Raw genomic sequence first — 25,264 nt, 5'->3', positions numbered from 1 at the left:
TCAAATTTTTTCAAAAAAAGTGTTGACGGCTTACAACTCTGGTGCTATAATACATCTTGTCGTCAGCGAGATGACAAAAACTTAAAGAACATGCGGAAGTGCTGGAATTGGCAGACAGGCCAGACTAAGGATCTGGTGGTCATTGCGATCGTGTGGGTTCAAGTCCCATCTTCCGCAGAATGAGAACCCTTGTGTATGCAAGGGTTTTTTCCTACTCAAAAAGAATCAGACCAGATAAAATCCAGATAAAAATTTCTGCTGCTCTTCTTTTTGTCTTTCTAAACTATCTTTCTTTCAAAAAAAATCAGAGGAAATTCTTTTTCGGATCTCCTCTGATTTTTATTTTTCTTTTTTTCAGAATTTTCTCTGCAATTTCTGTTTTTACAGGTTCGGTCTTACAATCTTCGGTGTATAGCCAGCCTCTTCCAGTGCTTTGACAATACGGTTCTTGTGATCGGTGCCGAATGCCTCCATTGTGATGCGGAGCTCTACTGCAGCACTTCTGTTCGTTGTGAAGAACTGGTTGTGGTCCAGTTTGATGACGTTTCCGTTCTCGTTTGCAATCACCTGGGAAACGCGTACCAGCTCGCCTGGTTTATCCGGCAGAAGAACGGATACAGTAAAGATACGGTCTCTCTGGATCAGTCCGTTCTGGATCACGGAAGACATGGTGATGACGTCCATATTTCCGCCGCTTAAGATCGAAACAATCTTTTTGCCCTTGACATCCAGATGCTTTAATGCAGCCACAGTCAGAAGACCGGAGTTCTCAACGATCATCTTGTGGTTTTCTACCATATCAAGGAATGCTACGATCAGCTCATCATCATCCACGGTAATGATCTCGTCCAGGTTCTGTCTTACATACGGGAAAATCTTGGATCCCGGTGTCTGTACTGCAGTACCGTCTGCAATTGTGCTGACAGGCGATACGGTCGTTACCTCGCCTTTTTCAAAAGAAGCCTTCATACAGGCTGCTCCGGACGGCTCAACACCAATGACTTTGATGTTTGGTTTCAGCAGTTTTGCCAGTGTGGAAACACCGGTAGCCAGTCCGCCTCCTCCGATCGGAACAAGGATATAATCTACGAGCGGAAGCTCCTGAATCACTTCCATAGCGATGGTTCCCTGGCCGGTTGCAACGGTCAGATCATCGAACGGGTGAATAAAGGTATAGCCATGCTCTGCTGCAAGCTCGTATGCTTTTGCACATGCCTCATCGTACACATCTCCGTACAGAACAACCTCAGCGCCGTAGCTCTGGGTACGCTCTACTTTGATGAGCGGTGTGGTAGTCGGCATTACGATGACAGCCTTTGCACCGTAGCATTTTGCCGCATACGCAACGCCCTGTGCATGGTTTCCTGCAGATGCGGTGATCAGTCCTTTTGCGCGCTCCTCTTCACTTAAGGTGCTGATTTTGTAATAGGCACCGCGCAGCTTATAGGCGCCGGTCAGCTGCATATTTTCCGGTTTTAAGTAGACTTTATTTCCCGTCTGCTCGCTGAAATATTTGCTGTAAACCAGTTTGGTCTCCTGTGTTACTTTTTTTACGATTTCAGACGCTTCCTCAAATTTCGGGAGTGTCAGCATTTCTTCTGCCATAGTCTTTTCTCCTTGTTGTCTTTTTTAAGCATTCTCTTCGGATGTATGGAACAGTGCATTTACAAACTGGTCTGCATCAAATTTCTGTAGATCGTGGATGCTCTCGCCCACGCCGATGTATTTGACCGGAATATCAAGCTCGGACTGGATGGCAACGGCGATACCGCCCTTTGCAGTTCCGTCCAGCTTCGTCAGAATGATACCGGTGACATTTGCCACTTCTGCAAACTGTCTTGCCTGCTGCAGCGCATTCTGGCCCGTGGTACCATCCAGCACCACCAGCGTTTCCAGGTATGCCTCTGGGTACTCTTTTTCCAGAATCCGGTAAATCTTGTGGAGCTCTTCCATCAGGTTCTTCTTGTTGTGAAGTCTTCCTGCCGTATCACAGATCAGCACATCCGCATTTCTGGCTTTTGCCGCTGCGACTGCATCGTACACGATGGACGCCGGATCTGCTCCGTTCTGTCCGCCGATGATATCCACGCCGGCGCGGTGCGCCCACTCCGTGAGCTGCTCGCCTGCCGCTGCACGGAACGTATCTGCTGCCGCAAGAACAACCTTTTTGCCCTGATCCTTCAGAAGGCCGGCCAGCTTTCCGACGGAGGTCGTTTTTCCGACTCCATTGACACCGATCACCAGCACTACCGATTTCCGGTTTTCAAATTCATAGGCTGTATCGCCTACATCCATCTGTTTTTTGATGCTCTCGATCAGAAGCTGTTTGCACTCTGCCGGATCGGTAATGTGCTCTTCTGCCACCCGCTCTTTTAAGTGGTCAATAATTTTGGTCGTTGTATTGATGCCGATATCTCCCATGACGAGAATCTCCTCGATCTCCTCATAAAAATCGTCATCAATATTGGAATAGCCGCTGAAAATAGAATCAATTCCAGCTACAATGCTGTCTCGGGTCTTCGTCAGACCGTTGACAAGACGTTTGAAAAAGCCTACTTTCTCCTCCGCCATACCGTTCGCCTCCCTTTATCTTTTCTATCTTACTTCTTTCGTATTGTATCTTATTCGTTTCTATTTGTCCAGTTCTCCCTCGATCAAATCGACAGAAACAAGGGTAGAAACACCCTTCTCCTGCATCGTGATGCCGTACAGACGGTCTGCCGCCGTCATCGTACCGCGCCTGTGGGTGATGACGATGAACTGGGTATTTTTTGTCAGCTTATGCAGATACTGCGCAAAACGCGTTACGTTGGAATCGTCGAGCGCCGCCTCGATCTCGTCAAGTAAACAGAACGGGGACGGCTTCAAGTTCTGGATTGCAAAAAGCAGCGCAATCGCGGTCAGTGCCTTCTCGCCTCCGGAGAGCTGCATCATATTCTGCAGTTTCTTTCCCGGCGGCTGGGAAATGATGCGGATACCTGCCTCGAGTACATCCGTGTCCTCCTCGAGCTCCAGCGTTCCCTTTCCGCCGCCGAACAGCTGGCGGAACACGCGGTCAAACTCTTTCCGGATCTCCTCGAATTTTTCCGTGAACTGCTTGCGCATACCGGCATCCAGCTCATCGATGATGCCCTGCAGTGTCTCCGCCGCCTTGACAAGATCGGTGTGCTGTGCATCGAGAAAGGCGTGGCGCTCCGAAATCTCTTTGTACTCCTCAATCGCATTCACATTGACAGAGCCAAGTTTCCGGATCGCATCTTTTACTTCCAGCACACACCGTTTTAATTCACTGCGCTCCGGAATCTCCTCCATCTGGAACTCTCTTGCGTGGCCCGGTGTCACTTCGTACTCTTCCCAGAGATACGAGGTCTGTGCCTCTTTTGTCTCCTCCAGCTTTTCTTTCTGGCTGTTCAGACGGAAGCACTCTTTGTCCATCAGGGAAATCTGGTCGGAGAGCTGATCCCGCTTCTCGAAAAATTCTTTGTGATCTGCGCTTAATGCTTCTTTTTTCTCCTGCAGTTCCACAATCCGGCGGTCTTCCTCTTCTTTTGCCTGCACTGCTGCTGCAATCGTCTTCTGGATCTCCACGATGTCCTGCTGTTTCCTTTTGACATCGTCTTTTTCCTCCGCCGCTTTTTCCAGCATGGTGCGGCTTTCCGCTTCCAGTTTTCCCGTCTCTTCCTCAAGACGGCGGATGTTCTGGGCAAGGAATCCATCCTTCTGGGACAGATTTGCGTAATTTAACCGGATTTCTTCAAGATCCTTCGTATATTCTGCTTCCCGGCGGCGAAGCCCTGTAAGCGCCTCCTGCGCCTTCTGGATATTCTCCTGCAGCGTGCTTTCCCGCTCCACCGATTCCTGCATTTCCTGACCGATGACTTTCCGGTTCCGCTCAATCTCGGCGATCTGATTTTCAATCTCGAGACTCTCCTTCTGAAGCGCTTCAAAATCCAGACGGATTTCCGTCTTTTTCTCGCGCGCTTTTTCCAGATTCAGGCGCACCGTATTCTGCTCGATGTACTGCCGCTGCAGTTTTTCATTCAGCTCGGTGCGGAGATCGCGGATTTCATTCCGCTTATTTTTCTTCTCTTCAAGTTCCTGCTGGATTTCCCGCAGTTCCTTCGCAAGACCCTGTACGCTCTTTTCGAGTTCCTCAATCTCACGCCGTCTTCCGAGCAGGTTGCTGTTGTTCCGGAACGAACCTCCTGTCATGGAACCGCCCGGGCTCAAGAGCTCGCCCTCGAGGGTTACCATGCGGAGCGTCTGACGGTATTTCCGCTGGATCACAATGGCATGGTCGATCGTGTCGACCACCAGCGTTCTTCCAAGCAACTGTGCCACAAGGCCCTCATACACCGGGTCGTACGAAACAAGTGCATTTGCCACACCAAGCACACCGGTTTCTCTTGCCGCATCCTCATTCACCTGCGTTTTTTTTCCGCGCATACTGGTGAGCGGAAGGAACGTCGCACGGCCGAAATGGCCCCGTTTCAGGTATTCAATCAGGTATTTCGCCGTCGCCTCATTGTCGGTGACAATATTCTGAATGCTGCCGCCAAGTGCGGTCTCGATCGCCATCTCGTACTTTTTCTCCGCCTGCAGAAGATCCGCCACAACGCCGTGGATGCCGGGATTCCGGTCTTTCTGCTCCATGACCTTCCGAATACTGTTTCCATAGCCGTCGTACCGCTCGGTGATGTTCTTTAAGGATTCGAGCCTTGACGCTTCTCTGTGGTAATTGGTCTGGCCGGCTTCCATCTCTTTCGTCTGGTTCGAGAGATCCGCCGTCAGCGCGGTAATCTTCTGATCTGCCTCCTGGTACTGCTGTTTCAGGCTGCTTACCGTCTCTCCGAGCGCTTCAAACGCGTTCTGCAGTTCTTCCATCTGCCCGTTCTGTTCGGACTCGCTCGTCTTTAAATGCAGCACCCTCTGGCTTAATTCTGCCTTTCGGATGCCGATCTGCTCGAGCATCGCATCGTAGCGCTGCATTTTTCCCTTCGTGGAACCCCGCTGGTTCAGAAGGCCGATGACTTCGCTCTTATCCTGTTCACTCTGCAGCTCGACTGCCTGGATCTGCTCCTGGCATTCCGAGAGAGCGGCCTCTTTCTCACTCTTTTCCGTCTCTGACCCAAGAAGTGCTTCATGAAGTCCGTCCTTTTCTGCCTGATATGTATTTTTTTCTGCCGTCTTTGTGCGGCTCTCCGCGCGGATCGCCTCCAGACGTCCTCTTAATGTGTCGCTGTTCCTCTCCGATGCATGAATCTGCTCGTTCAACACCTCGATCTGGTTTTCGAGCTGCTGGCGTTTCAGTGCATTCTCCCCCGCCTGATCGCGCGCAGAAAGAATCGTCTGGTCCAGTTTTTCCTGCTCCTGTTCCAGCTTTTCATACTCCTGCTTCGTATGCTCAAAAGCCTCTTTCGTGCTCTTTAACTGCTCTTCTGCAATCCGGTACCGGTCTTCTACTTTCGTGAGATCGTTCCGGATGCGCTCCATCTCGAGCAGAAACATATTGATATCGAGGATCTTTAATTCCTCTTTCTTCTTTAAATAAATCTTTGCCGTCTCAGACTGGCGTTCCAGCGGCTCTAACTGCCTTGTCAGTTCCGAGAGAATGTCGTTGACGCGCACCAGATTCTGCTGCTCTTCCGCCAGCTTCTTTTCGGTCACGGCCTTCCTTCTCTTGAATTTGACAATTCCTGCCGCCTCGTCAAACAGCTCCCGGCGCTCTTCCGGCTTACCGCTTAAGATCTTATCAATCTGACCCTGTCCGATGATGGAATAGCCTTCTTTTCCGATACCGGTATCATAGAACAGCTCGTTGATGTCCTTTAACCGGCACGATGCGCCGTTCATCAGATACTCGCTCTCACCGGAGCGGTAGAGCCGTCTCGTCACCGTGACTTCCTCGAAATCGACATTCAGCTTGTGGTCGGAATTGTCGAGTGTAATTGCAACCGACGCGTAGCCGAGCGGCTTTCTCGTCTCGGTTCCGGAGAAAATAACATCCTGCATATTTCCGCCGCGGAGCTGCTTGGCGCTCTGTTCGCCGAGCACCCAGCGCACCGCATCGCCAACATTGCTCTTTCCACTGCCGTTCGGCCCTACAACGCCGGTAATACCGTCGTGGAACTGCAGAATGGTTTTGTTGGCAAACGACTTAAATCCCTGCATTTCAATGGATTTGAGATACATAATTCACCTACGCTTTTTTTCTGGCAAGAATTGCATCGTATGCCGCTGCCTGTTCTGCCGCTTTTTTCGTTCTGCCCTTTCCGGTACCGAGCGCTTTCTTTCCGACGCTGACCTGTGCCCAGAAGCTCTTGTCGTGATCCGGTCCCTCTTCTTTTAAGATGGTGTAAACAATCTCTTCATCCGTCTCACCCTGGATCAGCTCCTGCAGAATCGTTTTGCTGTCGTAGAAAAGCTGTTTGTGTTCGATATCGTTTAAGATATAGTTCAGAACGAACGTTTTTGCCGGTTCAAAGCCGCCGTCCAGGAAAATCGCACCGATCGTTGCCTCCATGGCATCCGAAACGATGGAATCGCGGTGACGGCCGCCAGTTGCCTCCTCGCCCTTTCCAAGGAGCAGAAAGCTGCCAAGGTCAATCTCACGGGCACAAAATGCCAGTGCCGGTTCACAGACGAGGCTGGCGCGTTTTTTCGTCATCTCGCCCTCCGGGAGACGCGGGAATGTCTTGTATAAAAATTCGCTGGATACAACTTCCAGCACGGCATCTCCTAAGAACTCCAGACGCTCGTTGCACTCCAGGCGCTCCATATGGTGCTCATTTGCGTAGGAAGAATGGCGCATCGCCATCTCCAGCAGTCCGAAATTCTGAAATTTATACTGGATTTTCTTTTCCAAATCCACGAGTTTATCAATATTATTCATAACCTGTTTTAAGCCTGTCCTTCCTCATAGTTACCGTTTGCAGGTGTTCTGCGGACGGTAACAAAGGGGCTGTCCTTTAGCAAACAGCCCCTTCGCCATTTTCTATTATTCTGCCAGTTTCTTTTTGATCGCTTCCACCGCATCCTCAACCGATACGATGTGCTCTGCTTCTTCTGCTTCGATCTGGATATCAAATTCTTCTTCAATTCCCATCACAATCTGAAATACATCCAGGGAATCCGCTCCCAGATCATCTGCAAAGGTTGTCTCCATGGTTACTTCATTCGGATCTACGTTTAATACATCCGCAATGATCTCCTGTAATTTTTCAAACTCCATCTTTCGCTGCCTCCCTGCTGCTCTTATAGTCTGCCAGATGCTCCTGCACTTTCTGCGGAATCTTCTCCTCGCTGAATGAAATGCACTGGAGAATGGAATTTTTAAATTCGTTGGCTTTTGAGCTTCCGTGCGTTTTTACAACGAGTCCTTTTAAGCCAAGCAGCGGTGCTCCGCCGTACTCACTGGCATCAAAAGACTTCAGTGTCTCTTTCAGCGCCGGTTTCACAAGAAGGGCTCCGATTTTACTGCGCAGAGATGTCATCATGCCCTGTTTTACCTTGGAAATCAGGGTCGCGCCGACGCCCTCATACAGCTTTAAGATAACGTTTCCGACAAACGCCTCACAGACAACAACGTCTGCGGCTCCGTTTGGAATTTCTCTTGCTTCGATACTGCCGACAAAGTTGATATACGGGTTTTCTTTCAGAAGCGGATACGTCTCTTTGACGAGCGCGTTTCCTTTTTCTTCTTCCACACCGATATTCACGATTCCCACACGCGGATTTTTAATGCCGACAACGTGTTCCATATAGATGGAACCCATCATGGCAAACTGCACCAGATGGGACGGTCTTGCATCAACATTCGCACCGCAGTCGATCAGAAGGGATACACCGTCTTTCGTCGGGATCAGCGGAGCCAGCGGCGGGCGCTCTACGCCTTTGATGCGTCCTACGATCGTCTGTCCGCCGACCAGGACTGCTCCGGTGCTTCCGGATGAGACAAACGCGTCTGCCTCTCCGTAGCGCACTTTCTTCATGCCGACAACGATCGAAGAATCCTTTTTATGACGGATCGCATTGACCGGCGGCTCTCCCGTCTCAATGATCTCGGTTGCCGGAACGATCTCAACCCGCTCCTTCGGGTACGTATATTTCTGCAGTTCTTTTTCGATGACATCCACCTGGCCGACCAGCTGGACTTTGACGCGTTCATCTGCGTTTACGGCCTCAATGGCGCCTTTTACCGGCTCCACAGGCGCATAATCGCCGCCCATCGCGTCCACTGCAACTCTGACTAAGTCACTCATGCTTTTTCCTCTTTTCTCTTTTCTAAAGCGCGTTTGAAAACTCTTTTTCTTTCAAAAAACCGTTTTCAACCACGCTCTAAAAGCACTTATGCAAGTGCTGTATTAACTATACTAAACTCCTTTGCAAAAATCAAGCATAAATGCCCTCCGCTGTTTTCTCCTGCAGAACAAACAGGAGCGGAAGAACCCCGCTTTCTTGCAGAATCCATCCACTCCTGTTTTTTTCTTTTCAGATATCCTTGAAAATTCTTTTCAAAATCTTCTTTTTAAGAAACTTTTGCACCATCAGAGCCAAGTTCTTTCCCGTCTACGGTTGTGTCATGTGCCATTTGGCCGCTGTCTTCCAGATAATACTCTTTTCCATCTACCGTAATCCAGCCGGTCTGCATCTTGCCGTCATCCGCCAGATAATACCAAGAGTCTCCGTCTTGAAACCAGCCGGTCCGCATATAGCCGTTCCCATCGAATGCATACCAGAATCCGCCGATATTTTTCCATGCGGATGTCGGATAACTGCCGTCATTGTTTTTGTACCACCACCCTGTATCATCCTGAATCCACTGTCCAGCCGGAACGACAGTTACCTGTGCAACGGTACTTGTCGCCATCGAAACGGTTTTATCAACCGTATTTGTTGCTACAACATAGTAATAATCTGTTCCCTCTGTTGTAGTATCCGGCACATACGTTGTGTCTGTCGCACCCTCGATCAGAGTTCCGCCTCCATTGGAATTGACGTTGTTTTTATACCACTGATACGTCACCGTGCCGCCGCTGGAAACCGTTGCTTCACAGGTCAGCTTTCCATTGGTACTTCCAGACTCTATTTCCAGACTCTCCACCGGATTCACTGTAAAAGCCGGCTTTTCCAGACTGGCATCTACATGAACAGCATCGCTGTCCTCTTTTGAAATATCTACACTGGCCGAAGACGAAACCGTCGTCGTGGTTCCCATCATTTTATCCATCAGACTGTCTGTGGAACATCCTGAGAGGAATACTACACTGCACATGCATGCTGCCAGAAACATTACTCGTCTATTCTTCATATGCTTTGCACTCCTTTTTATAATTGTTACGAAAATGTTGCAATATTATTTCATTTTTCAACGAGACCATTATAGCACATCCCAATGCATCGCGTCAAATCTTTTATATGCGGCCTACGGAAACGCAAAAAAGCTCCCGGATACCGGGAGCCTCTTCGTTGCATTGCAAATCGGAATCGATCCAGCGGATCAATTCCGACTGATGGATATTAGTCCATTGCAACGACTTCTTTTTTGTTGTAAGAACCACAAGCTTTGCAAACTCTGTGCGGCATCATAAGAGCACCACATTTGCTGCATTTTACAAGGTTCGGAGCAGACATTTTCCAGTTTGCTCTTCTCTTATCGCGTCTTGCTTTGGAAGATTTATTCTTAGGACAAATGGACATAGTTACACCTCCTTAAATTTGCTGAATATATCTTTGATTGCAGCCATTCGGGGGTCTAGCCCTGTGGTATCACAATCACAGGTCTGAATATTCAGATTCGCACCACAACGGCTGCAGATTCCTTTACAGTCATCTTTACACAGCACTCGAATCGGCCATTGGACTATGAGTTCATTACGAACCAGTTCTTCCACATCGAGTGCGTCTCCCTCCACAAACGAAGAGTCCTCTTCTTTTTCCTCGCGTTCTTCCTCTGACAGATTCAGATCAATCTGCAGATCGAACTTGAGCTGGAATGGAGTCGCTACCGGTGTCAGGCATCTTGCACATGGAATCTCCATTGTAAGGTCTGCGCTGCCGGTGATCGTGATCACACGATTGCCTTCATGCGTAAGGCCAAGGATAACAGGATGTTTTTCGATTACCCGATAGTCCTGCCCGCCGATCGAAAAAGTTTCGGATGTAAGCGGAATTTCATACTTTTCGGACTTTCCGTCCTGCGCAAATAACTTGGTCAGACTGATTTTCATATTGTTCTCCTAATCACACTTTACCAATTATACCCGGGAAGGTAAGAATTGTCAACTGCTTTTTGAATTATTTTTTATTTTCCTTTTACTAACTCTACGGTCTCCTCGCAGATTGCGATTTCCTCGTTGGTCGGGATCACGCATGCTGTAATCTTGGAGCCTTCTTTGGTGATGATCTTCTCAACGCCGCGGCAGTTATTTGCCTCAGAATCGAATTCCAGACCCATGAACTCAAATGCTTTGCAGATGGTCTCACGAAGCGGAATAGCGTTCTCTCCAAGGCCTGCGGTGAAGGTGATCACATCTACGCCGCCCATAGCTGCGATGTAGGAACCGATGTATTTGATAATGCGGTAAGCGTATGCTTCCAGACAGTTGATGGCATCCTGATTGCCTGCCTCTGCTGCTGCAGATACATCACGGTAATCGCTGGAGATGCCGGTCATGCCGAGCATACCGGATTTCTTGTTCAGAATGTTCAGAACCTCGGATACGGTCAGGTTCTCTTTGTTGCACAGATACTCAACAAAAGCCGGATCGATATCTCCGGAACGGGTTCCCATGATCACACCTTCGAGCGGGGTAAGGCCCATGGAGGTATCTACACATTTGCCGTTCTTTACAGCGGAAAGGGAAGCACCATTTCCCATATGGCATACGATGATCTTCAGATCGTTGTAGTCTTTGCCAAGGAACTCTGCGGTTCTCTTGGATACGAATTTATGAGAAGTTCCGTGGAAGCCGTATTTACGGATTGCGTATTTCTCATAGTACTCTTTCGGAATACCGTACATATATGCTTTCGGAGGCATGGTCTGATGGAATGCGGTATCAAATACTGCTACGTTCGGAACGCCCGGCATCAGTTTCATGCAGGCATTGATTCCCATCAGGTTTGCCGGATTGTGCAGAGGACCGAGGTCAGCGCACTCCTCGATAACTTTGATTACTTCGTCATCGATGATAACAGAGTTTGTGATCTTCATTCCGCCGTGCAGAACGCGGTGTCCGATGGCATCTACTTCTTCCAGGCTCTTGATGACGCCGCTCTTCTCGTTTACCAGAGCGTCCAGAACCATCTGGATTGCCTCTACGTGTGTCGGCATTGCTGCTTCTGTTACCTCTTTTTCGCCGTTCTTTGGCTCATAAACGAGGCGTCCGTCGATACCGATTCTCTCACAGAGTCCTTTTGCCAGGACGTCACGGTTATCGTAATTGATCAGCTGGAATTTCAGAGAGGAACTTCCGCAGTTTACTACTAATACGTTCATTTCTAAATTCTCCTATTTTAAAATTCTTATTAAAACTTCTGGCCGGCCTGTTCTCCGCAGCCGGCCAGAAAACCGCTTGTAATTGGTTTTATTTCGTGCTTACTGTGCCTGGCACTGTACAGCAGTGATTGCTACAACACCAACGATATCCTCTGCGGAGCATCCACGGGACAGATCGTTGACTGGAGCTGCGATCCCCTGCGTCATTGGGCCGTATGCTTCTGCTTTTGCCAGTCTCTGTACCAGTTTGTATCCGATGTTTCCGGCATCCAGATCCGGGAAGATCAGAACGTTTGCTTTTCCTGCTACTTTGCTGTCCGGAGCTTTGGATGCACCTACGCTTGGAACGATAGCGGCATCAAGCTGCAGCTCGCCGTCGAGTGCGAGATCCGGGTTTGCTTCTTTTGCAATTCTAGTAGCCTCAACAACTTTGTCTACATCAGCATGTTTTGCACTTCCTTTGGAGGAGTGGGAAAGCATAGCAACTCTTGGCTCGTTTCCGGTCAGCATGCGGTAGGACTCTGCGGAAGACTCTGCGATTGCAGCCAGCTCTTCCGGATTCGGGTTCTGGTTCAGACCACAGTCACCGAATACGAATACACCGTCATCGCCGTACTCGCAGTCCGGAACTACCATCAGGAAGAATGCGGATACGAGTTTTGTGCCTGGTTTGGTCTTTAAGATCTGCAGGCATGGACGTAAGGTGTTTGCGGTAGAATGGCAGGCACCGGAAACAAGTCCGTCTGCATCTCCCATTTTAACCATCATAACGCCATAATATGTATAGTCATTCAGGATGGTCTCTCTTGCTTTCTCCGGAGTCATGCCTTTCTTTGCACGAAGCTCTACCAGCTTATCTACATAAGCCTGTGTTTTCTCGTTTTTCTCTGGATCTACAATAGTAGCTTTGGAGACATCCAGTCCCTCGCTGCCTTTCTTTACTGCCTCTTCGCTTCCGATGATGATCAGATTTGCAAGGTCCTCTTTCAGGATCTGTGCAGCAGCCTCATATGTTCTTCTGTCTTCTGACTCTGGCAGTACAATTGTTTTTTTGTCTGCTTTTGCTCTTGCTTTAATTGTGTCAATAAATCCCATGATCTTTTGACTCCTTTCGATAAATTTACTCGATATTCTCATTGTAGTACGCTTTTTGCCCTTTCGCAAGTATAAAATTCAAAACAACTGGACAAAAAATCCAAAACGGAGGAATTCTTGCATTCCTTTTCTGTTTTTGTTACGATAGGGCTATGTGATCCGCGGTTCCTCTCTATTTGGAATCGTGCTATTTTTTTCGAAAGAAGGTACGTTTTATGACCATTACCGCAGTCATTGCAGAATATAATCCTTTTCATAACGGCCATGCTTATCAGCTGGCAAAAGCCAGGGAGCTGACCGGGGCAGACTATCTTGTCGTGATTATGAGCGGCGATTTCGTCCAGCGCGGCGCACCTGCCATTCTCGATCAGCACGACCGTGCGGAGCTGGCGCTTCTTGGCGGCGCGGACCTTATCTTACAGCTTCCGTGTCACTTTGCGCTCGGCAGTGCGCAGCATTTTGCACGCGGGGCGGTATCGCTTCTTACTGCGCTTGGCTGTGTCGATTTTCTCTGCTTTGGCAGTGAATACGGAGACACGGCGCCGTTTCTGGAACTCGCTGATATTCTGCTCCACGAGCCGGAGGAATACCGTGAGCTGCTCTCCGGTCTGCTTCGGAACGGACTTTCCTTCCCGACGGCGCGCGCACAGGCACTTTCCGCTTATTTTTCTGACAGCGCTTCCTTCTCTTCGCTTTCAAAAGAAGAACTTGATACCTTTTTAAAAGAACCAAACAATATTTTAGGCATTGAATATGTCCAGGCACTTCTGCTGTCACAAAGCCGCATTCGGCCGGTAACGATCCGCCGGGAGGGCAGCGGCTACCACGAAGGAGCGCTTTTCACACATGCACTCCCTTCTGCTACAGCAATGCGGAATCTTCTTTTTTCCAATCCGCATAAGGATCTGGAACTGTCCGCGCTCGCCTCCTGCATGCCAGAAGCGGTCTTTCACGCTTTTCAGAATGCCGTCGCATCTCATGGACTGTTGACCGCCGATGATTTCAGCCTGCTCCTCGCCGCACGGCTCCTCACGGAGACGAAGGGATCTCTCTCCTCCTGTCTCGACCTCTCGCCGGATCTTGCCAACCGCATCCTCCGCCAGCGCCACGCATGCTCCTCATTTTCAGAATTCGCCATGCAGCTTAAAACAAAGGAAATGACGTATACCCGCATCAGCCGCGCCCTGATGCATCTGCTTCTGAACCAGAAAACATTGTACCCGGCCGGCTATAACCGTGTTCTCGGTTTCCGAAAAAGTGCCGGTGCATTGTTAAAAGAGATTAGAAGACGTTCTTCTCTGCCGCTCATTGCCAAGGCAGCCGACGCCCCGCGGCTTCTTACCGGCGATGCACTTGCCGCCTTTGAGAGCGATATACAGGCCTCTCTTTTTTACGAGACTGTCCGTTCTCACAAAACAGGGACACAGTTCGTCCATGATACACAAAAAAGCTGGTTCTGTTATAGAACCAGCTTTTTTCCAGCAGCATCATCATCTACTGCTGTGGAACTGTATAGTCCTCCACAAACAGGAAAACATTTTTTGTATCTGCACTTTCTCTTGTAAAGTCAAACTGCATGAAACGCATCTCACCATTCAGTATAAAATTGATCATAACATGATGCATGATGTGTTCTGCTGTTCCCTGTGTGATTGCTTCCATCGTCATCTGCTGTTTTATCCGATTAAGATCATCTATATTGCCAGATGCATAACGCATGAGTATCTTCAAAATCAATGTACAGGATTTCTATATAATGATTTTTAAGAGCTTTTTCATATATTGCAGCCTGAACCGCTTTCTCCAACAACTGAATTCCTCCTTGTTTTCTCATGTACTATTAATGCTTCATAGCACTCCCGCTATAAATTACTTTCATCAGTAATTCCACATCAACAGGCTTAGCAACATGTTCATTCATCCCTGCTTCTTTTGCCCTTATTCTGTCCTCCGTGAACGCATTTGCTGTCATTGCAATGATCGGTATTTTCTTTGCATCCTCTCTGTCCAGAGACCTAATCATCTTTGTAGCTTCATAACCATTCATGACCGGCATCATAATGTCCATAAGAATGACATCAAATTCACCAGGTTCACTATTTCTGAACAGTTCAACAGCTTCCTGACCATCCCATGTTTTTGTCACGTCGGCACCTTTTTTCTTTCAGGAAATCCTCTCTTAGCTGCCCGCCGTTTTCTGTTTCCATTTTAATATTTGTACTCATTTGTCTGGCACTTTCAATGGCACGGAGGAGACTTTTGGATTCCGAAGATTCATTATAATGGGTGTAGTGGAACACTGCACTTTCACATAGTTTACAATCTCCACCATTCTTTTCTCTGCTTCTGCTTTTTCTGCGTGGAAGAAATAAAACAGAGAGACTACAGCTACACAGATTCCTATCAGACCGCCGAGCAGCTGGATCCGTTTTTCTCCACCTCCAGATACTTCTGGGGATCATCCAGGTATTTTTCAATGATTTTCAGGGATGTGCCATCCAGACGCATCTCTTCCTGTGTCTGGCCCATCTGCTCACAGATTCCCCTGTCATCCTCTTTTGCAAAAGCAACGCCTATTCCGGTGATCATCAGAGGCTCTTCCAGGATACGGAAGCTTGCATCATAATCCTTCCTATACTGAACGATAGATTCCTCGTGTGCAGCAACCGCATCTACATATCCTTTTCCCAGAAACGTATAGATCAGCTCCCGGTGTCCCAGGATGATCAGATTTCCCAGCTTTGGGATCCTCTCATCCGTCCGGTTCAGAAAGATGCTTTCCGGTTTGGTTGTGGACTGGACAGCGGTAATCGTCAAGACGTCCTTCCATAGAAAAAACAGCCCATGATACAATCAATCTCGCCGCTCTCCACCAGTTCTTTTTTCTCCTCCCAGTTGATCTGGACAACCTTCACCTGTTATCCCATTCTTTTGAATGCTTCCGTAGCCAGTTCTACATCAATTCCTGTCGGTACACCATCCTCATTCAGATAATTGTATGGTGGATAGCTGTCGCTGCCGAGGGTAATAACAGGCTTTTCGGTTTCTTCTTTCGTGTTATCTGTGTTTTTGCACCCTGCCAGGGTGACTGCTAAATATCAAAAGTCCTAATAAAATTACTATAGTTTTTCTTAATTTCAATGAATGATTATGTTTTTGCGTTTACTACCCCTTTTTTGTCAGCAGTTTTGTGATCGCTCTTTTTAATCGCGGAATATCAATCGGCTTTCCAATATGTTCATTCATCCCGGCCTCCAGACATGCTTTCCGATCTTCCTCAAAAGCATTTGCCGTCATGGCAATGATTGGAATCTTTTTGGCATCTTCACGTTCCAGCATACGAATTGCTTTTGTTGCTTCCAGCCCATCCATGACCGGCATCATCACATCCATGATGATGACATCATACTCATCCAACCTGGAATTCTGAAATATTTCAAATGCCTCTTTTCCGTTTTTCGCTTCTGTAATGTTCAGATGCTCCTCCCCCAGGATTGCATGGGCTATCTCCATATTAATGACATTATCTTCAACAAGAAGCACCCGTTTTCCTGACAGATCCATATCCTGTGAGTAGCTGTCCTTCTGTGAATCATTATTTTCAACCAAATAATCTATCTCAAATGGAACCGTAACCGTAAACGTGCTTCCTACATTTTCTTCGCTTTCCAGTTCTATCGTTCCACCCATCCGTTCAACAATATCTTTGACAATCGAAAGTCCCAGACCGGAGCCACTGAATGTTGTAGTTGACTGTTTGCCTTCCTGCGCAAAAGCATCAAACGCATGTTTTTGAAATTCTTCACTCATACCAAGACCGGTATCTGAACATACAAACTGAAAAACAGCTATATTCCCATCATCCGATAATTCTTCGCAATGAACATTCACTGTTCCATGAAAATGATTGTATTTAATCGCGTTGGAAGAAAGATTCATTAAAACCCTGCTCAGATGTACCGGACTTCCAATCAAATATCTGTGGCGGATTGTGCTTGCTTCCACGCCGCCTTCAAATCTTACACCATTCTCATAAGCACTCATTGCAACAACCGTCAGATTATTCCTTAACAGTTCTGCCAGATCAAAGGATTTATGTTCCAACACAAGGGAACCGGATTCCAGTTTGCTGATATCCAGGACATTGTTGATCAGATTTTGCAGATAATCGGCGGACTGAAGTACCTTCTTCCTGCATTCCCTTAACTTGACCACATCATTGTTATATTTTTCAGCGATATGGATCATCCCCACGATTCCGTTTAGCGGTGTACGGATATCGTGGCTCATACGCCGGAGAAAGGCTGTTTTTGAAAGATTCGCGCGATGAGCATCTTCCATGCTTTCCTTAAGCTGTTTCTGATACATGAGTTCCCGTGATTTTTCTTCCGTAATATCTCGTACGACATAAAGCACATCCACAGCGTTTCCATGTGCATCTCTGCTCTTTACAATAAATCTGGCCAGCCGCCATTCTCCGTTTACTCCCATAAATTCAATCGAAACAAAATTCGTATTACGAAGTCTCTCTGTCAATGTATCAAAGTCAAGAAACTCCCGGTATTTTTTTCTCTCTTCCTGGGCGGCAAATGCTGTTGGAAGTCTTTCCATAACATCATCAATTTTCCCCTTTTGTCCAAGGATTTTTTGCACAAGGTCATGGCCTTTCAAAAGCTCATATGTCCGCTCTTTAACATTGGCTTGTACGATTGTTACATACAACGTAGCAATTGCGGCAATAATCTCTGACCTCTTTGTCGCCTCATCAAGAGCCTTTTTCAACAGTACCGTACTTTTCAGATTTTCCCTCACACATCCAAGATGTCCGCCAACATCAGACAGCAGTGTAATGGAAATCTCATTCTGCCTCAAATCAGGATTATCTACCCCGATGAATCCATTCATCTGATGATTGGCATAAATCGGCACCGCAATCAAGGAACATATTTCCTGTGTTTTTAACAATTCATATTCTTCCGGTTCAGAATTTTTTGTCGCTTCCAGATCATGAATCACGATTACTTCCTTGTTTTCAAATCGTTTCACCCAGTTCGGCATCGAACTGACCGGGATTGCCTGAAGGTTATCTATCTCTGGTGCCACTCCATCGGCACACCATTCAAATGCATTGCTCAGACTGTCCTTCTGATCAGTTTCCCAGTCAAAAACATATACCCGGTCTGCCCCTGTATAGTTTCCAATCGCCTGCAACAAAGAGTGAATAATTTCTGACAGCTCCTGCTCATTTTCCACCTGATCCATAAGCGATATCTGATGCAGGATCGTGTCCATACTATGTAATTTTATTTGATAGAGTTCCTGAATCTCTTTTGTTTTCATTTTCTATCCCCCCCTGCAGTAAAACTATTATGGTTACGTCTGTGAAATAACACCGTAAGAAAGGATCCTGCTACGGCAGGATTCTCCGCCTAAACTTATGCAAAAAAACTGGTTTTATTATACTCTAACACTTTACTGCACACAAGAAAAACATTACCTTTTAGCGTTAAAAGCAAAAAAGAACAGCAACTGTGCCCGAAGTTCCAGTGATGTGTATCAAAAACGGAAATGGACTTTCGGCAGATATATTTTCTTCTGTTTCTCTGTCTTCAGGATCAGATGGAGGAACTGACAAAACAGACACAGACCCGCAATGATAAGATGCAGCTGATGATGGAACAGATCGTGCTGTCCAATAAGAGCAGCCAAAAAGAAAAAACAGATCGGCAAAAAGAATGAAAACAGCTTCCAGATGCCATATCAAGATGTTACCGCTTTGTGCCTGAAAAGTCGAAGTTGAGGAACATCATATTTTGGAGATCTGAAGATCGCAGGGTGCTGGGTACATTACAGGCGCAAGTTCCATGAGGCACTGGAGGTCATACCGAAAGATCTGAGGAAACAGTCTGTTTTGTACCTCATCATGAACCCGATCCGTGCGATTTACCGGGAGGAAGGAAAGCTTTCCGGTCTTTCATCAGACGAACGGACTGCCCATCGACTTTTACATAATAAATTCCGCTGATCCATTTAGATTCCTGCAGCGCTCCGTTCTTATCCATGTAATACCATTTTCCACCGATCTTCTGCCAGCCAGTCTGCATTTTGCCGTTTTTGTTCAAATAATACTTTGTGTTTTCTATGGCGGCCTTCACATGCACATCCGCAGAGGTATTGCTAGAACAACGGCTGCTATCGCTGAAGTTCCCCGTAATAATTCATTTTTTCTTACACTTTTTATGGGTTGCGAGTAAAATTATCAGTATGTAATATATCATACTATACATTCCTTAAAATTACTATTTTTATTTGCGCAGATAGTAAAAAAAGCCGGCAGCGATCCTTTCCATTCAGGATCACTGCCGGCTTTTCAGCTTTCTCTTTAGTTTTTAAACGAATGAATCGGTGCCGGGATTCTTCCTGTTCTGTTGACGAATGCCTCGCAGGAGAAGTTGTTGACCGGCATGATCGGTGCATAGCCGAGGAGGCCGCCGAATTCTACGGTCTCGCCCACGCCTTTTCCGATGACCGGAATCAGGCGGACTGCCGTTGTTTTCTGGTTGACCATACCGATGGCAAGCTCATCTGCGATGATTCCGGAGATGGTCGATGCTTTCGTGTCTCCCGGGATGGCGATCATATCAAGACCTACGGAGCAGACACAGGTCATTGCCTCGAGTTTTTCAATGGTCAGTGCGCCGTCGTTGACTGCGTTGATCATACCCTGGTCCTCAGAAACCGGGATGAATGCGCCGGAGAGGCCGCCGACATAGGAAGATGCCATAACACCGCCCTTTTTCACCTGATCGTTCAGAAGTGCCAGCGCCGCTGTCGTTCCCGGTGCACCTGCGTGCTCGAGGCCGATCTCCTCAAGGATATCCGCAACGGAATCTCCGATCGCCGGAGTCGGTGCCAGGGAAAGGTCAATGATACCAAACGGAATGTTCAGCCGCTTGGAAGCTTCCTGCGCAACGAGCTGGCCGACACGCGTTACCTTAAATGCGGTCTTCTTGATCGTCTCGCAGAGTACCTCAAAGTTCTCGCCGCGTACTTTTTCCAGAGCATGTTTGACAACACCAGGGCCGGAAACGCCGACATTGATGATGGCATCCGCCTCGGTTACGCCGTGGAAAGCGCCTGCCATGAACGGGTTGTCGTCCGGTGCATTGCAGAAAACAACGAGTTTTGCGCATCCAAGGCAGTTGTTCTCTTTGCTTGCCTCCGCCGTCTTCTTGATGATCTCACCCATCAGTTTGACAGCATCCATGTTGATACCGGTTTTGGTAGAGCCAAGGTTGATGGAGCTGCAGACAAAATCCGTAACAGCCAGTGCCTGCGGGATAGAACGGATCAGAAGTTCATCTGCTGTCGTCATACCTTTGCTTACCAGAGCGGAATAGCCGCCGAGGAAATTGACGCCGACTTCTTTTGCCGCACGGTCCAGAGTCTGTGCAATCGTCACGAAATCCTCCGGCGTTCTGCAGGCTGCTGCGCCGACTAAGGCAATCGGGGTAACGGAAATTCTCTTGTTTACAATCGGAATACCGAACTCGCCCTCGATCTCCTCACCTACGGAAACCAGATTTCTGGCAGTCGTCGTGATTTTGTCGTAGATTTTGCGGTTCAGCTTGTCAAGATTGGAGTCGATACAGTCCATAAGACTGATTCCAAGGGTAATGGTACGAACGTCCAGATTCTCTTTTTCGATCATCTCGTTCGTTTCCTTTACTTCAAACAGATTTATCATGTCGTTTTTCTCCTTCGCTTTAGATACGGTGCATCATATTGAAAATATCTTCATGCTGGCAGCGGATGACAACGCCGATGGAACTTCCAAGCTCCTCCAGATCTTTTGCAAGCTCTGCGTTGGATTTCTCGCTCTTGGAGACGTCCGTTACCATCATCATGTTGAAATATCCCTGCACAATCGTCTGAGAAATGTCTTCGATGTTTACCTGGTTCTCTGCCAGATAATTACATACCTTTGCGATAATGCCCACGGTGTCCTTGCCTACGACAGTGATAATTGTCTTCTTCATGTTTCCATTCTCCTTTTTCTGGTTTTATGTCAAAGCCCCGGAAAAACCGGTAATGGCGGCCTTGCGAAAAACATGGTATGTAGCTCTAAAAATGTATATTTAAACCTCAATTAACGGTGATACTTCGCTTCTTTTAGCGACAGCAAGATGAAAATCACCCGAGTGATACGGATTATCACCCGTTGTGACCTCGCAGGCCACGGTTTCAAAGGCCAGTGCCTCATAATTATTTTCCTTGCTCAGATGGCCGAGCAGCACTTCCTGCAGATTGTCGTGCAGAATCTCGCAGAGGAGATGGCCTGCCGCCAGGTTCGATAAATGGCCTTTCGCCCCGGCGATCCGCTGTTTTAACGGATACGGGTACGGTCCGACCGCAAGCATGTTCTCGTCATGATTTGCCTCCAACAAAACGGCATCCAGCCCGGTCAGATTCTGAACCGTGTAATCGCTGTAGACACCAAGGTCCGTCGCGATCGCAATCGATTTCCCGCCGGATTCCATGCGGTAGCCGACCGGCTCTGCCGCATCGTGGGAGATCGTAAACGGATGTACGGCGATATCACCCAGCGTAAACGTGTCATCCGCGTGAATCGTGTGGAAAATCCCCTCCGGGAACTTTCCAAGGCTCTTCGTCTGCTGCATCGCCTGAATTGTTCCATCCGTTGCGTAAATCGGAATACCGTACCGGCGCGCCAGCACGCCAAGACCCTGGATATGATCGGAATGCTCATGTGTCACGAGAATGCCATCCAGCTCCTTCGCGCTGCGGTCGAGAACAGCCAGTCCCGCCTCCACGCGCTTTCCGCTGATGCCCGCATCGATCAGAAGGCTTGTGGTCTCGCTTCCCGCGAAAATGCAGTTTCCGCTCGAACCACTTGCAATACTACAAAGTTTCATATCTTTTCATCCTATGGTCTAACTGTTTTTTTGTTTCCTCAAAATCGCCGCTGTTGTCGATTTCAAAATCGCAGTGGCTGCTGAATTCATCCTCGGAAAGCTGATTTGCCATGATTTCGCGAACTTTCTTCTCAGAATAGCCGCGTCCTTCGATCAATCGCTCCTTCCGGACTTCTTCATCCGCATAAATATACCACAGTTCATCACAAATTTCATCATATTTTTCTTCGATTAAGAGTGCGGCCTCCACAAAGACGTATTCCGTCCCTGCTTTTTCCGCGGCTGCAATGGCTTTTTTGATATACCGTTTTACCGCCGGATGAACGATCGCATTCAGGGCTTTTAACTTTTCTTCGTCCTGAAAAACGATCTCAGCAATCCGTTTCCGGTCAAGTTCGCCGGTCTCTGTGGTGATCTGTCTGCCGAACAGCTTCACAATCTCTCCATAGCATTCGCCGCCCGGCAGCATCACAAGGTAACCTGCCTCGTCCGCCTGGATCACCGTTGCATCATAATTCTGTCCAAGGTACGTGAGCACTTCGCTTTTTCCGGCGCCCACGCCGCCTGTAATTCCAAAAACTTTCATTCTTTTGTATCCTTTCGCTCCTGGTATGAGTGCGCTATTTCGCCTCGTACCAGTTGTTTCCTGTGTGCATATCGATCTCGAGTTTGACAGCCAGATGTGCTGCCCCGGTCATCTCCTCTTCCAGGATCTGTTCTGCCTTTTCGAGCTCGTCTTCCGGCACTTCCAGCAGCAGCTCATCGTGTACCTGAAGAAGAAGTCTGGTCTTTAACTGCTCCTCTTTCAGCCGTTTCGCCACGCGGATCATCGCTATTTTAATAATATCCGCCGCCGTTCCCTGGATCGGCGCATTCATCGCAACGCGCTCGCCGAATGACCGCTGCATAAAGTTGCTCGATTTCAGCTCCGGCATCGGCCGTCTGCGTCCGAACATCGTCACGGAATAGCCTTTCTCTTTGGCATCCTCTACGCAGCGGTTCAAAAACTCATGGATACCCGGATACGTCTCGAAATACTGCTGGATATAGGCCTCTGCCTCTTTCCGGCTGATGCCGAGATCCTGGCCCAGACCGAACGAACTGATGCCGTATACGATACCGAAGTTGACCGCCTTCGCATTTCTTCTCTGCAGCGGTGTTACCTCTTCAAGCGGCACATGGAACACTTTCGATGCCGTCATGCGGTGGATATCCTCCGCCTCGCGGTACGCCTCGATCAGGTTTTCATCGCCCGACATGTGGGCCAGCACGCGGAGCTCAATCTGGGAATAGTCGGCATCCAGAAAGACACAGCCAGGCTTTGGCACGAAGGCTTTCCGGATCAGACGGCCAAGCTCCATCCGCACTGGAATGTTCTGCAGATTCGGATCGGTACTGCTGATGCGGCCGGTCGCGGTGATGGTCTGGTTAAATGTCGAATGGATTCTTCCATCTTTCCCGATCACGGCCTGCAGACCGTCGGCGTACGTCGATTTCAGTTTGGCAAGCTGGCGGTACTCCAGAATATCGGCAACGAGTTTGTGATCCGGTGCGAGCTTTTCGAGCACATCGGCGGCGGTGGAATAACCCGTCTTGGTCTTTTTGCCGCCCGGAAGCTGCAGCTTTTCAAACAGAATCACGCCGAGCTGCTTCGGGGAATTGATGTTGAACTCCTCGCCGGCCTCCTCGTAGATCTGTGCCTCCAGCTCTCCGATCCGCTCCGCCAGCTCAGCTCCGTAAACGGAAAGTGCTTCTTTTTCTGCGGCGATTCCATCCGCTTCCATCTGACGGAGCGTAAACACCAGCGGAATCTCCACATTCCGGTACAGATCCCACATGTCCTGCTCCTTCAGCAGCTTTTCCATGTTTTCCTGTGCGGCAAATACAGCATACGCCTGATGACCTGCATACGACTCCTGCTGTTCCGGCGTCATCTTTCCTGCGGCCGGAATCTTGCTTCCGCCGAAGATCTCTTCCACTGCCGGCACATAGCGGTGTACGTACTCTTTTACGATATCATCGTACGAATACTGTGATTTCAATGGATTTAATAAATACGCGGCAATTCCGGCATCAAACAGATGGGCTTCATCGGCGTCCGGCATATCCTTCAGAAATTCTTTTCCGTCCATGACGCAGAAAACCGGAATCTGCTTCTGCAGCTCAGTCAATTTTTCTTTTAAATAATCTCCGGTCAGGAAACCTTCTGCTGGGAAGTAAACAACATCCGGCTCTCCGCTTCCATACGCAACTGCCATACCGACAAGTGAACGGCTCCGATCTGCCATCGGTCCGTCCTTCGGGGTTTCTTCTGTCAGAAGAGCGGCTCCTGCCTTCTCCTCCTTCGCGATGGTTCCAAAGAGTTCTTCCGCCTCGGAAAAATCCGTTACGGTGCGCAGAAAGACGGCATCCTCTGGTTCTGCATTCGTCTCCTCGAAGCGGCCCAGCAGATTTTTAAACTCCAGACGTTTGAACATCTCATACGCTTTTGGTGTATAAAAATTCGAGAGTGCCGCTTTTTCACGGTCGAGCTCCACCGGCGCATCGGTATCAATCGTTGCAAGTTTTTTGCTTAATTCCGCCAGATCATAATGATCACGCATCGCCTCTTTTGCCTTGTTCGGTTTGATCTCCTCGAAATGTGCATGCGCATTTTCCAGTGTCTCGTACTGCAGCAGGATTTTCGTCGCGGTTTTCTCGCCGACACCCGGCAGACCCGGGATATTGTCTGCGGTATCGCCCATCAGCGCTTTCAGATCGATGATCTGTTTCGGGAGAAGACTGTATTTTTCCAGCACCTCTGCCGTATGGTAATTTTCGATCGTCGTCACACGCTTTACGGTCTTTGGAATCCGGATCAGAATGTGGTCCGTTGCAAGCTGCAGCAGGTCGCGGTCTCCGGATACGATCGTAACTTCCATCCCTTCCGCCTCGCATTTGCGGCCGAGCGTTCCTAAGATATCATCCGCCTCATAGCCCTCTTTTGTGACAATCTCAATGTCCATTGCTGCGAGCACTTCCTGGATCACCGGGACCTGTTCGCGCAATTCCTGCGGCATCGGCTTTCTCGTTCCCTTGTACGGGTCATACATTTTGTGGCGGAATGTCGGTGCATGGAGGTCAAACGCCACGGCAAGATACTGCGGCTGCTCCTCATCGAGAATTTTAAACAGAATATTCAGGAATCCATATACGGCGTTCGTGTGCAGTCCTTCTGCATTGGACAGATCCGGTACGCCGTAAAAAGCCCGGTTCAGAATACTGTGTCCGTCCAGTAATACGATTTTATCACTCATAATAATCCTTTCAGCCAGGGTAATTCTATCACTTCAAAATAGTGCAGAGCCAGGAGCACCAGAAACAGAACGAGAATCAGCATCAGCACCCGAAAAAACGTATCTTTGTACCGGCGGTATCTCGCTTCTTCCTCTTTTTTCTCCAGATCGCGTTCCAGAAGTCCTGTCAGATTGTAGGAATCGGGCGCGTCATCCTCGAAATATGCCATCGCACGGTTCACAATAAAATATGTCTCCAGTTCCTCGTGGCATGTATGGCATTTCCGGATATGGGAAATAAACGGTTCCATCTCTTTCTCCGGCATATTTCCCTGCACGTATGGCTGTATTAATTTTTCTGCTTCTTTACAGTCCATAAAGTCCTGCTCTCCTTTTGTATCCGGCCAGTGTTTTTCTCTGGCCGTTTTTTCTGCTATCTACCATCATACACTATTTTC

Annotated in this window: 21 protein-coding genes, 1 tRNA gene and 2 pseudogenes; 3 read left to right on the top strand and 21 right to left on the bottom strand. The window is 48.3% G+C overall.

Annotated elements, in window-relative coordinates; all coding sequences use genetic code 11:
* Window positions 1-92 precede the first annotated feature (92 nt).
* Window positions 93-177: transfer RNA gene (locus tag DXA55_RS09670), tRNA-Leu, on the top strand.
* A gap of 204 nt (window positions 178-381) precedes the next feature.
* Here the strand turns inward: DXA55_RS09670 and ilvA are convergent.
* From ilvA to pta, 11 genes are all read right to left on the bottom strand, one after another.
* Complete coding sequence (gene ilvA / locus DXA55_RS09665; protein WP_055219017.1) at window positions 382-1,593, bottom strand: threonine ammonia-lyase; 1,212 nt, start codon at window positions 1,591-1,593, stop codon at window positions 382-384.
* Window positions 1,594-1,629: 36 nt separating this feature from the next.
* On the bottom strand, window positions 1,630-2,571 hold the full coding sequence (gene ftsY / locus DXA55_RS09660) for a signal recognition particle-docking protein FtsY (protein WP_022462735.1): 942 nt from the start codon (window positions 2,569-2,571) through the stop codon (window positions 1,630-1,632).
* Window positions 2,572-2,631: 60 nt separating this feature from the next.
* A complete protein-coding gene (gene smc / locus DXA55_RS09655; protein WP_117813971.1) occupies window positions 2,632-6,192 on the bottom strand; it encodes a chromosome segregation protein SMC in 3,561 nt (1,186 codons plus the stop codon).
* A 7-nt stretch (window positions 6,193-6,199) separates the two neighbouring features.
* Window positions 6,200-6,892, bottom strand: a complete 693-nt coding sequence (gene rnc / locus DXA55_RS09650) for a ribonuclease III (RefSeq protein ID WP_022462733.1) — start codon at window positions 6,890-6,892, stop codon at window positions 6,200-6,202.
* Between the two features lie 105 nt (window positions 6,893-6,997).
* Window positions 6,998-7,231: an acyl carrier protein gene (acpP, locus tag DXA55_RS09645; protein WP_022462732.1), complete on the bottom strand. Its 234-nt coding sequence runs from the start codon at window positions 7,229-7,231 to the stop codon at window positions 6,998-7,000.
* Complete coding sequence (gene plsX, locus DXA55_RS09640) at window positions 7,221-8,261, bottom strand: phosphate acyltransferase PlsX (RefSeq protein WP_117813969.1); 1,041 nt, start codon at window positions 8,259-8,261, stop codon at window positions 7,221-7,223. The genes acpP and plsX overlap by 11 nt, the downstream gene beginning before the upstream one ends.
* 266 nt (window positions 8,262-8,527) lie before the next feature.
* Window positions 8,528-9,310 (bottom strand): hypothetical protein, encoded by a 783-nt coding sequence (locus DXA55_RS17745; RefSeq protein ID WP_242998459.1) that lies wholly within the window; start codon window positions 9,308-9,310, stop codon window positions 8,528-8,530.
* A 209-nt stretch (window positions 9,311-9,519) separates the two neighbouring features.
* Window positions 9,520-9,699 carry a 50S ribosomal protein L32 gene (gene rpmF, locus DXA55_RS09630; RefSeq protein WP_022462729.1) on the bottom strand — a complete coding sequence of 60 codons (180 nt, stop codon included), beginning with the start codon at window positions 9,697-9,699 and terminating at the stop codon, window positions 9,520-9,522.
* A gap of 2 nt (window positions 9,700-9,701) precedes the next feature.
* On the bottom strand, window positions 9,702-10,229 hold the full coding sequence (locus DXA55_RS09625; RefSeq protein ID WP_117813967.1) for a YceD family protein: 528 nt from the start codon (window positions 10,227-10,229) through the stop codon (window positions 9,702-9,704).
* A 74-nt stretch (window positions 10,230-10,303) separates the two neighbouring features.
* Entirely contained in the window at window positions 10,304-11,500 is a 1,197-nt protein-coding gene (locus tag DXA55_RS09620; RefSeq protein WP_022462727.1) for an acetate kinase, read from the bottom strand.
* Between the two features lie 99 nt (window positions 11,501-11,599).
* The gene (gene pta / locus DXA55_RS09615; RefSeq protein WP_022462726.1) at window positions 11,600-12,595 is read right to left on the bottom strand and encodes a phosphate acetyltransferase; all 996 of its coding nucleotides are present in this window, start codon (window positions 12,593-12,595) and stop codon (window positions 11,600-11,602) included.
* 215 nt (window positions 12,596-12,810) lie between these two features.
* Between pta and DXA55_RS09610 the strand changes: the two genes are divergently transcribed.
* Window positions 12,811-14,160: a tRNA(Met) cytidine acetate ligase gene (locus tag DXA55_RS09610; protein WP_117813965.1), complete on the top strand. Its 1,350-nt coding sequence runs from the start codon at window positions 12,811-12,813 to the stop codon at window positions 14,158-14,160.
* Window positions 14,161-14,435: 275 nt separating this feature from the next.
* On the opposite strand, the gene DXA55_RS09605 is transcribed toward DXA55_RS09610, so the two are convergent.
* From DXA55_RS09605 to DXA55_RS09595, 3 genes and pseudogenes are all read right to left on the bottom strand, one after another.
* Window positions 14,436-14,741 (bottom strand): response regulator, encoded by a 306-nt coding sequence (locus DXA55_RS09605; protein WP_055228394.1) that lies wholly within the window; start codon window positions 14,739-14,741, stop codon window positions 14,436-14,438.
* Between the two features lie 257 nt (window positions 14,742-14,998).
* Window positions 14,999-15,736, bottom strand: a pseudogene (locus tag DXA55_RS19560) (substrate-binding periplasmic protein).
* Between the two features lie 24 nt (window positions 15,737-15,760).
* Window positions 15,761-17,935 carry a hybrid sensor histidine kinase/response regulator gene (locus tag DXA55_RS09595; RefSeq protein WP_117813963.1) on the bottom strand — a complete coding sequence of 725 codons (2,175 nt, stop codon included), beginning with the start codon at window positions 17,933-17,935 and terminating at the stop codon, window positions 15,761-15,763.
* Between the two features lie 478 nt (window positions 17,936-18,413).
* Between DXA55_RS09595 and DXA55_RS17730 the strand changes: the two are divergent.
* Window positions 18,414-18,596 (top strand): annotated as a pseudogene (locus tag DXA55_RS17730) (IS66 family transposase); the annotation flags it as partial.
* Here DXA55_RS17730 and DXA55_RS18105 read toward each other — a convergent pair.
* The 7 genes from DXA55_RS18105 to DXA55_RS09555 form a co-directional block, all read right to left on the bottom strand.
* Window positions 18,517-18,750, bottom strand: a complete 234-nt coding sequence (locus DXA55_RS18105; RefSeq protein WP_055267335.1) for a hypothetical protein — start codon at window positions 18,748-18,750, stop codon at window positions 18,517-18,519. The pseudogene DXA55_RS17730 and the gene DXA55_RS18105 overlap by 80 nt on opposite strands.
* Window positions 18,751-18,977: 227 nt before the next feature.
* A complete protein-coding gene (locus tag DXA55_RS09580; RefSeq protein WP_055267333.1) occupies window positions 18,978-20,342 on the bottom strand; it encodes a PFL family protein in 1,365 nt (454 codons plus the stop codon).
* Between the two features lie 19 nt (window positions 20,343-20,361).
* On the bottom strand, window positions 20,362-20,634 hold the full coding sequence (locus tag DXA55_RS09575; protein ID WP_022462719.1) for an ACT domain-containing protein: 273 nt from the start codon (window positions 20,632-20,634) through the stop codon (window positions 20,362-20,364).
* A gap of 99 nt (window positions 20,635-20,733) precedes the next feature.
* On the bottom strand, window positions 20,734-21,531 hold the full coding sequence (locus DXA55_RS09570) for an MBL fold metallo-hydrolase (RefSeq protein WP_055218850.1): 798 nt from the start codon (window positions 21,529-21,531) through the stop codon (window positions 20,734-20,736).
* On the bottom strand, window positions 21,518-22,117 hold the full coding sequence (coaE, locus tag DXA55_RS09565; RefSeq protein ID WP_055218848.1) for a dephospho-CoA kinase: 600 nt from the start codon (window positions 22,115-22,117) through the stop codon (window positions 21,518-21,520). Before coaE ends, DXA55_RS09570 begins: the two co-directional genes overlap by 14 nt.
* A gap of 34 nt (window positions 22,118-22,151) precedes the next feature.
* The gene (polA, locus tag DXA55_RS09560; RefSeq protein ID WP_117813960.1) at window positions 22,152-24,827 is read right to left on the bottom strand and encodes a DNA polymerase I; all 2,676 of its coding nucleotides are present in this window, start codon (window positions 24,825-24,827) and stop codon (window positions 22,152-22,154) included.
* Window positions 24,824-25,183, bottom strand: coding sequence for a zf-HC2 domain-containing protein (locus DXA55_RS09555; protein WP_055267330.1), 360 nt, complete (start codon window positions 25,181-25,183; stop codon window positions 24,824-24,826). Before DXA55_RS09555 ends, polA begins: the two co-directional genes overlap by 4 nt.
* Window positions 25,184-25,264: the final 81 nt, after the last annotated feature.

The organism is Blautia sp. OF03-13 (genome assembly GCF_003460685.1).
GTDB lineage: Bacteria > Bacillota > Clostridia > Lachnospirales > Lachnospiraceae > Fusicatenibacter > Fusicatenibacter saccharivorans.
Note: the sequence above shows the minus strand (reverse complement) of the source record. Positions and strands in the feature narration are given on the sequence as shown.

Coding starts and splice junctions, on each gene's coding strand:
- ilvA (WP_055219017.1), bottom strand. CDS start 1,593: ATGCTGACACTCCCGAAATTTGAGGAAGCGTCTGAAATCGTAAAAAAA.
- ftsY (WP_022462735.1), bottom strand. CDS start 2,571: ATGGCGGAGGAGAAAGTAGGCTTTTTCAAACGTCTTGTCAACGGTCTG.
- smc (WP_117813971.1), bottom strand. CDS start 6,192: ATGTATCTCAAATCCATTGAAATGCAGGGATTTAAGTCGTTTGCCAAC.
- rnc (WP_022462733.1), bottom strand. CDS start 6,892: ATGAATAATATTGATAAACTCGTGGATTTGGAAAAGAAAATCCAGTAT.
- acpP (WP_022462732.1), bottom strand. CDS start 7,231: ATGGAGTTTGAAAAATTACAGGAGATCATTGCGGATGTATTAAACGTA.
- plsX (WP_117813969.1), bottom strand. CDS start 8,261: ATGAGTGACTTAGTCAGAGTTGCAGTGGACGCGATGGGCGGCGATTAT.
- DXA55_RS17745 (WP_242998459.1), bottom strand. CDS start 9,310: ATGAAGAATAGACGAGTAATGTTTCTGGCAGCATGCATGTGCAGTGTA.
- rpmF (WP_022462729.1), bottom strand. CDS start 9,699: ATGTCCATTTGTCCTAAGAATAAATCTTCCAAAGCAAGACGCGATAAG.
- DXA55_RS09625 (WP_117813967.1), bottom strand. CDS start 10,229: ATGAAAATCAGTCTGACCAAGTTATTTGCGCAGGACGGAAAGTCCGAA.
- DXA55_RS09620 (WP_022462727.1), bottom strand. CDS start 11,500: ATGAACGTATTAGTAGTAAACTGCGGAAGTTCCTCTCTGAAATTCCAG.
- pta (WP_022462726.1), bottom strand. CDS start 12,595: ATGGGATTTATTGACACAATTAAAGCAAGAGCAAAAGCAGACAAAAAA.
- DXA55_RS09610 (WP_117813965.1), top strand. CDS start 12,811: ATGACCATTACCGCAGTCATTGCAGAATATAATCCTTTTCATAACGGC.
- DXA55_RS09595 (WP_117813963.1), bottom strand. CDS start 17,935: ATGAAAACAAAAGAGATTCAGGAACTCTATCAAATAAAATTACATAGT.
- DXA55_RS09580 (WP_055267333.1), bottom strand. CDS start 20,342: ATGATAAATCTGTTTGAAGTAAAGGAAACGAACGAGATGATCGAAAAA.
- DXA55_RS09575 (WP_022462719.1), bottom strand. CDS start 20,634: ATGAAGAAGACAATTATCACTGTCGTAGGCAAGGACACCGTGGGCATT.
- DXA55_RS09570 (WP_055218850.1), bottom strand. CDS start 21,531: ATGAAACTTTGTAGTATTGCAAGTGGTTCGAGCGGAAACTGCATTTTC.
- coaE (WP_055218848.1), bottom strand. CDS start 22,117: ATGAAAGTTTTTGGAATTACAGGCGGCGTGGGCGCCGGAAAAAGCGAA.
- polA (WP_117813960.1), bottom strand. CDS start 24,827: ATGAGTGATAAAATCGTATTACTGGACGGACACAGTATTCTGAACCGG.
- DXA55_RS09555 (WP_055267330.1), bottom strand. CDS start 25,183: ATGGACTGTAAAGAAGCAGAAAAATTAATACAGCCATACGTGCAGGGA.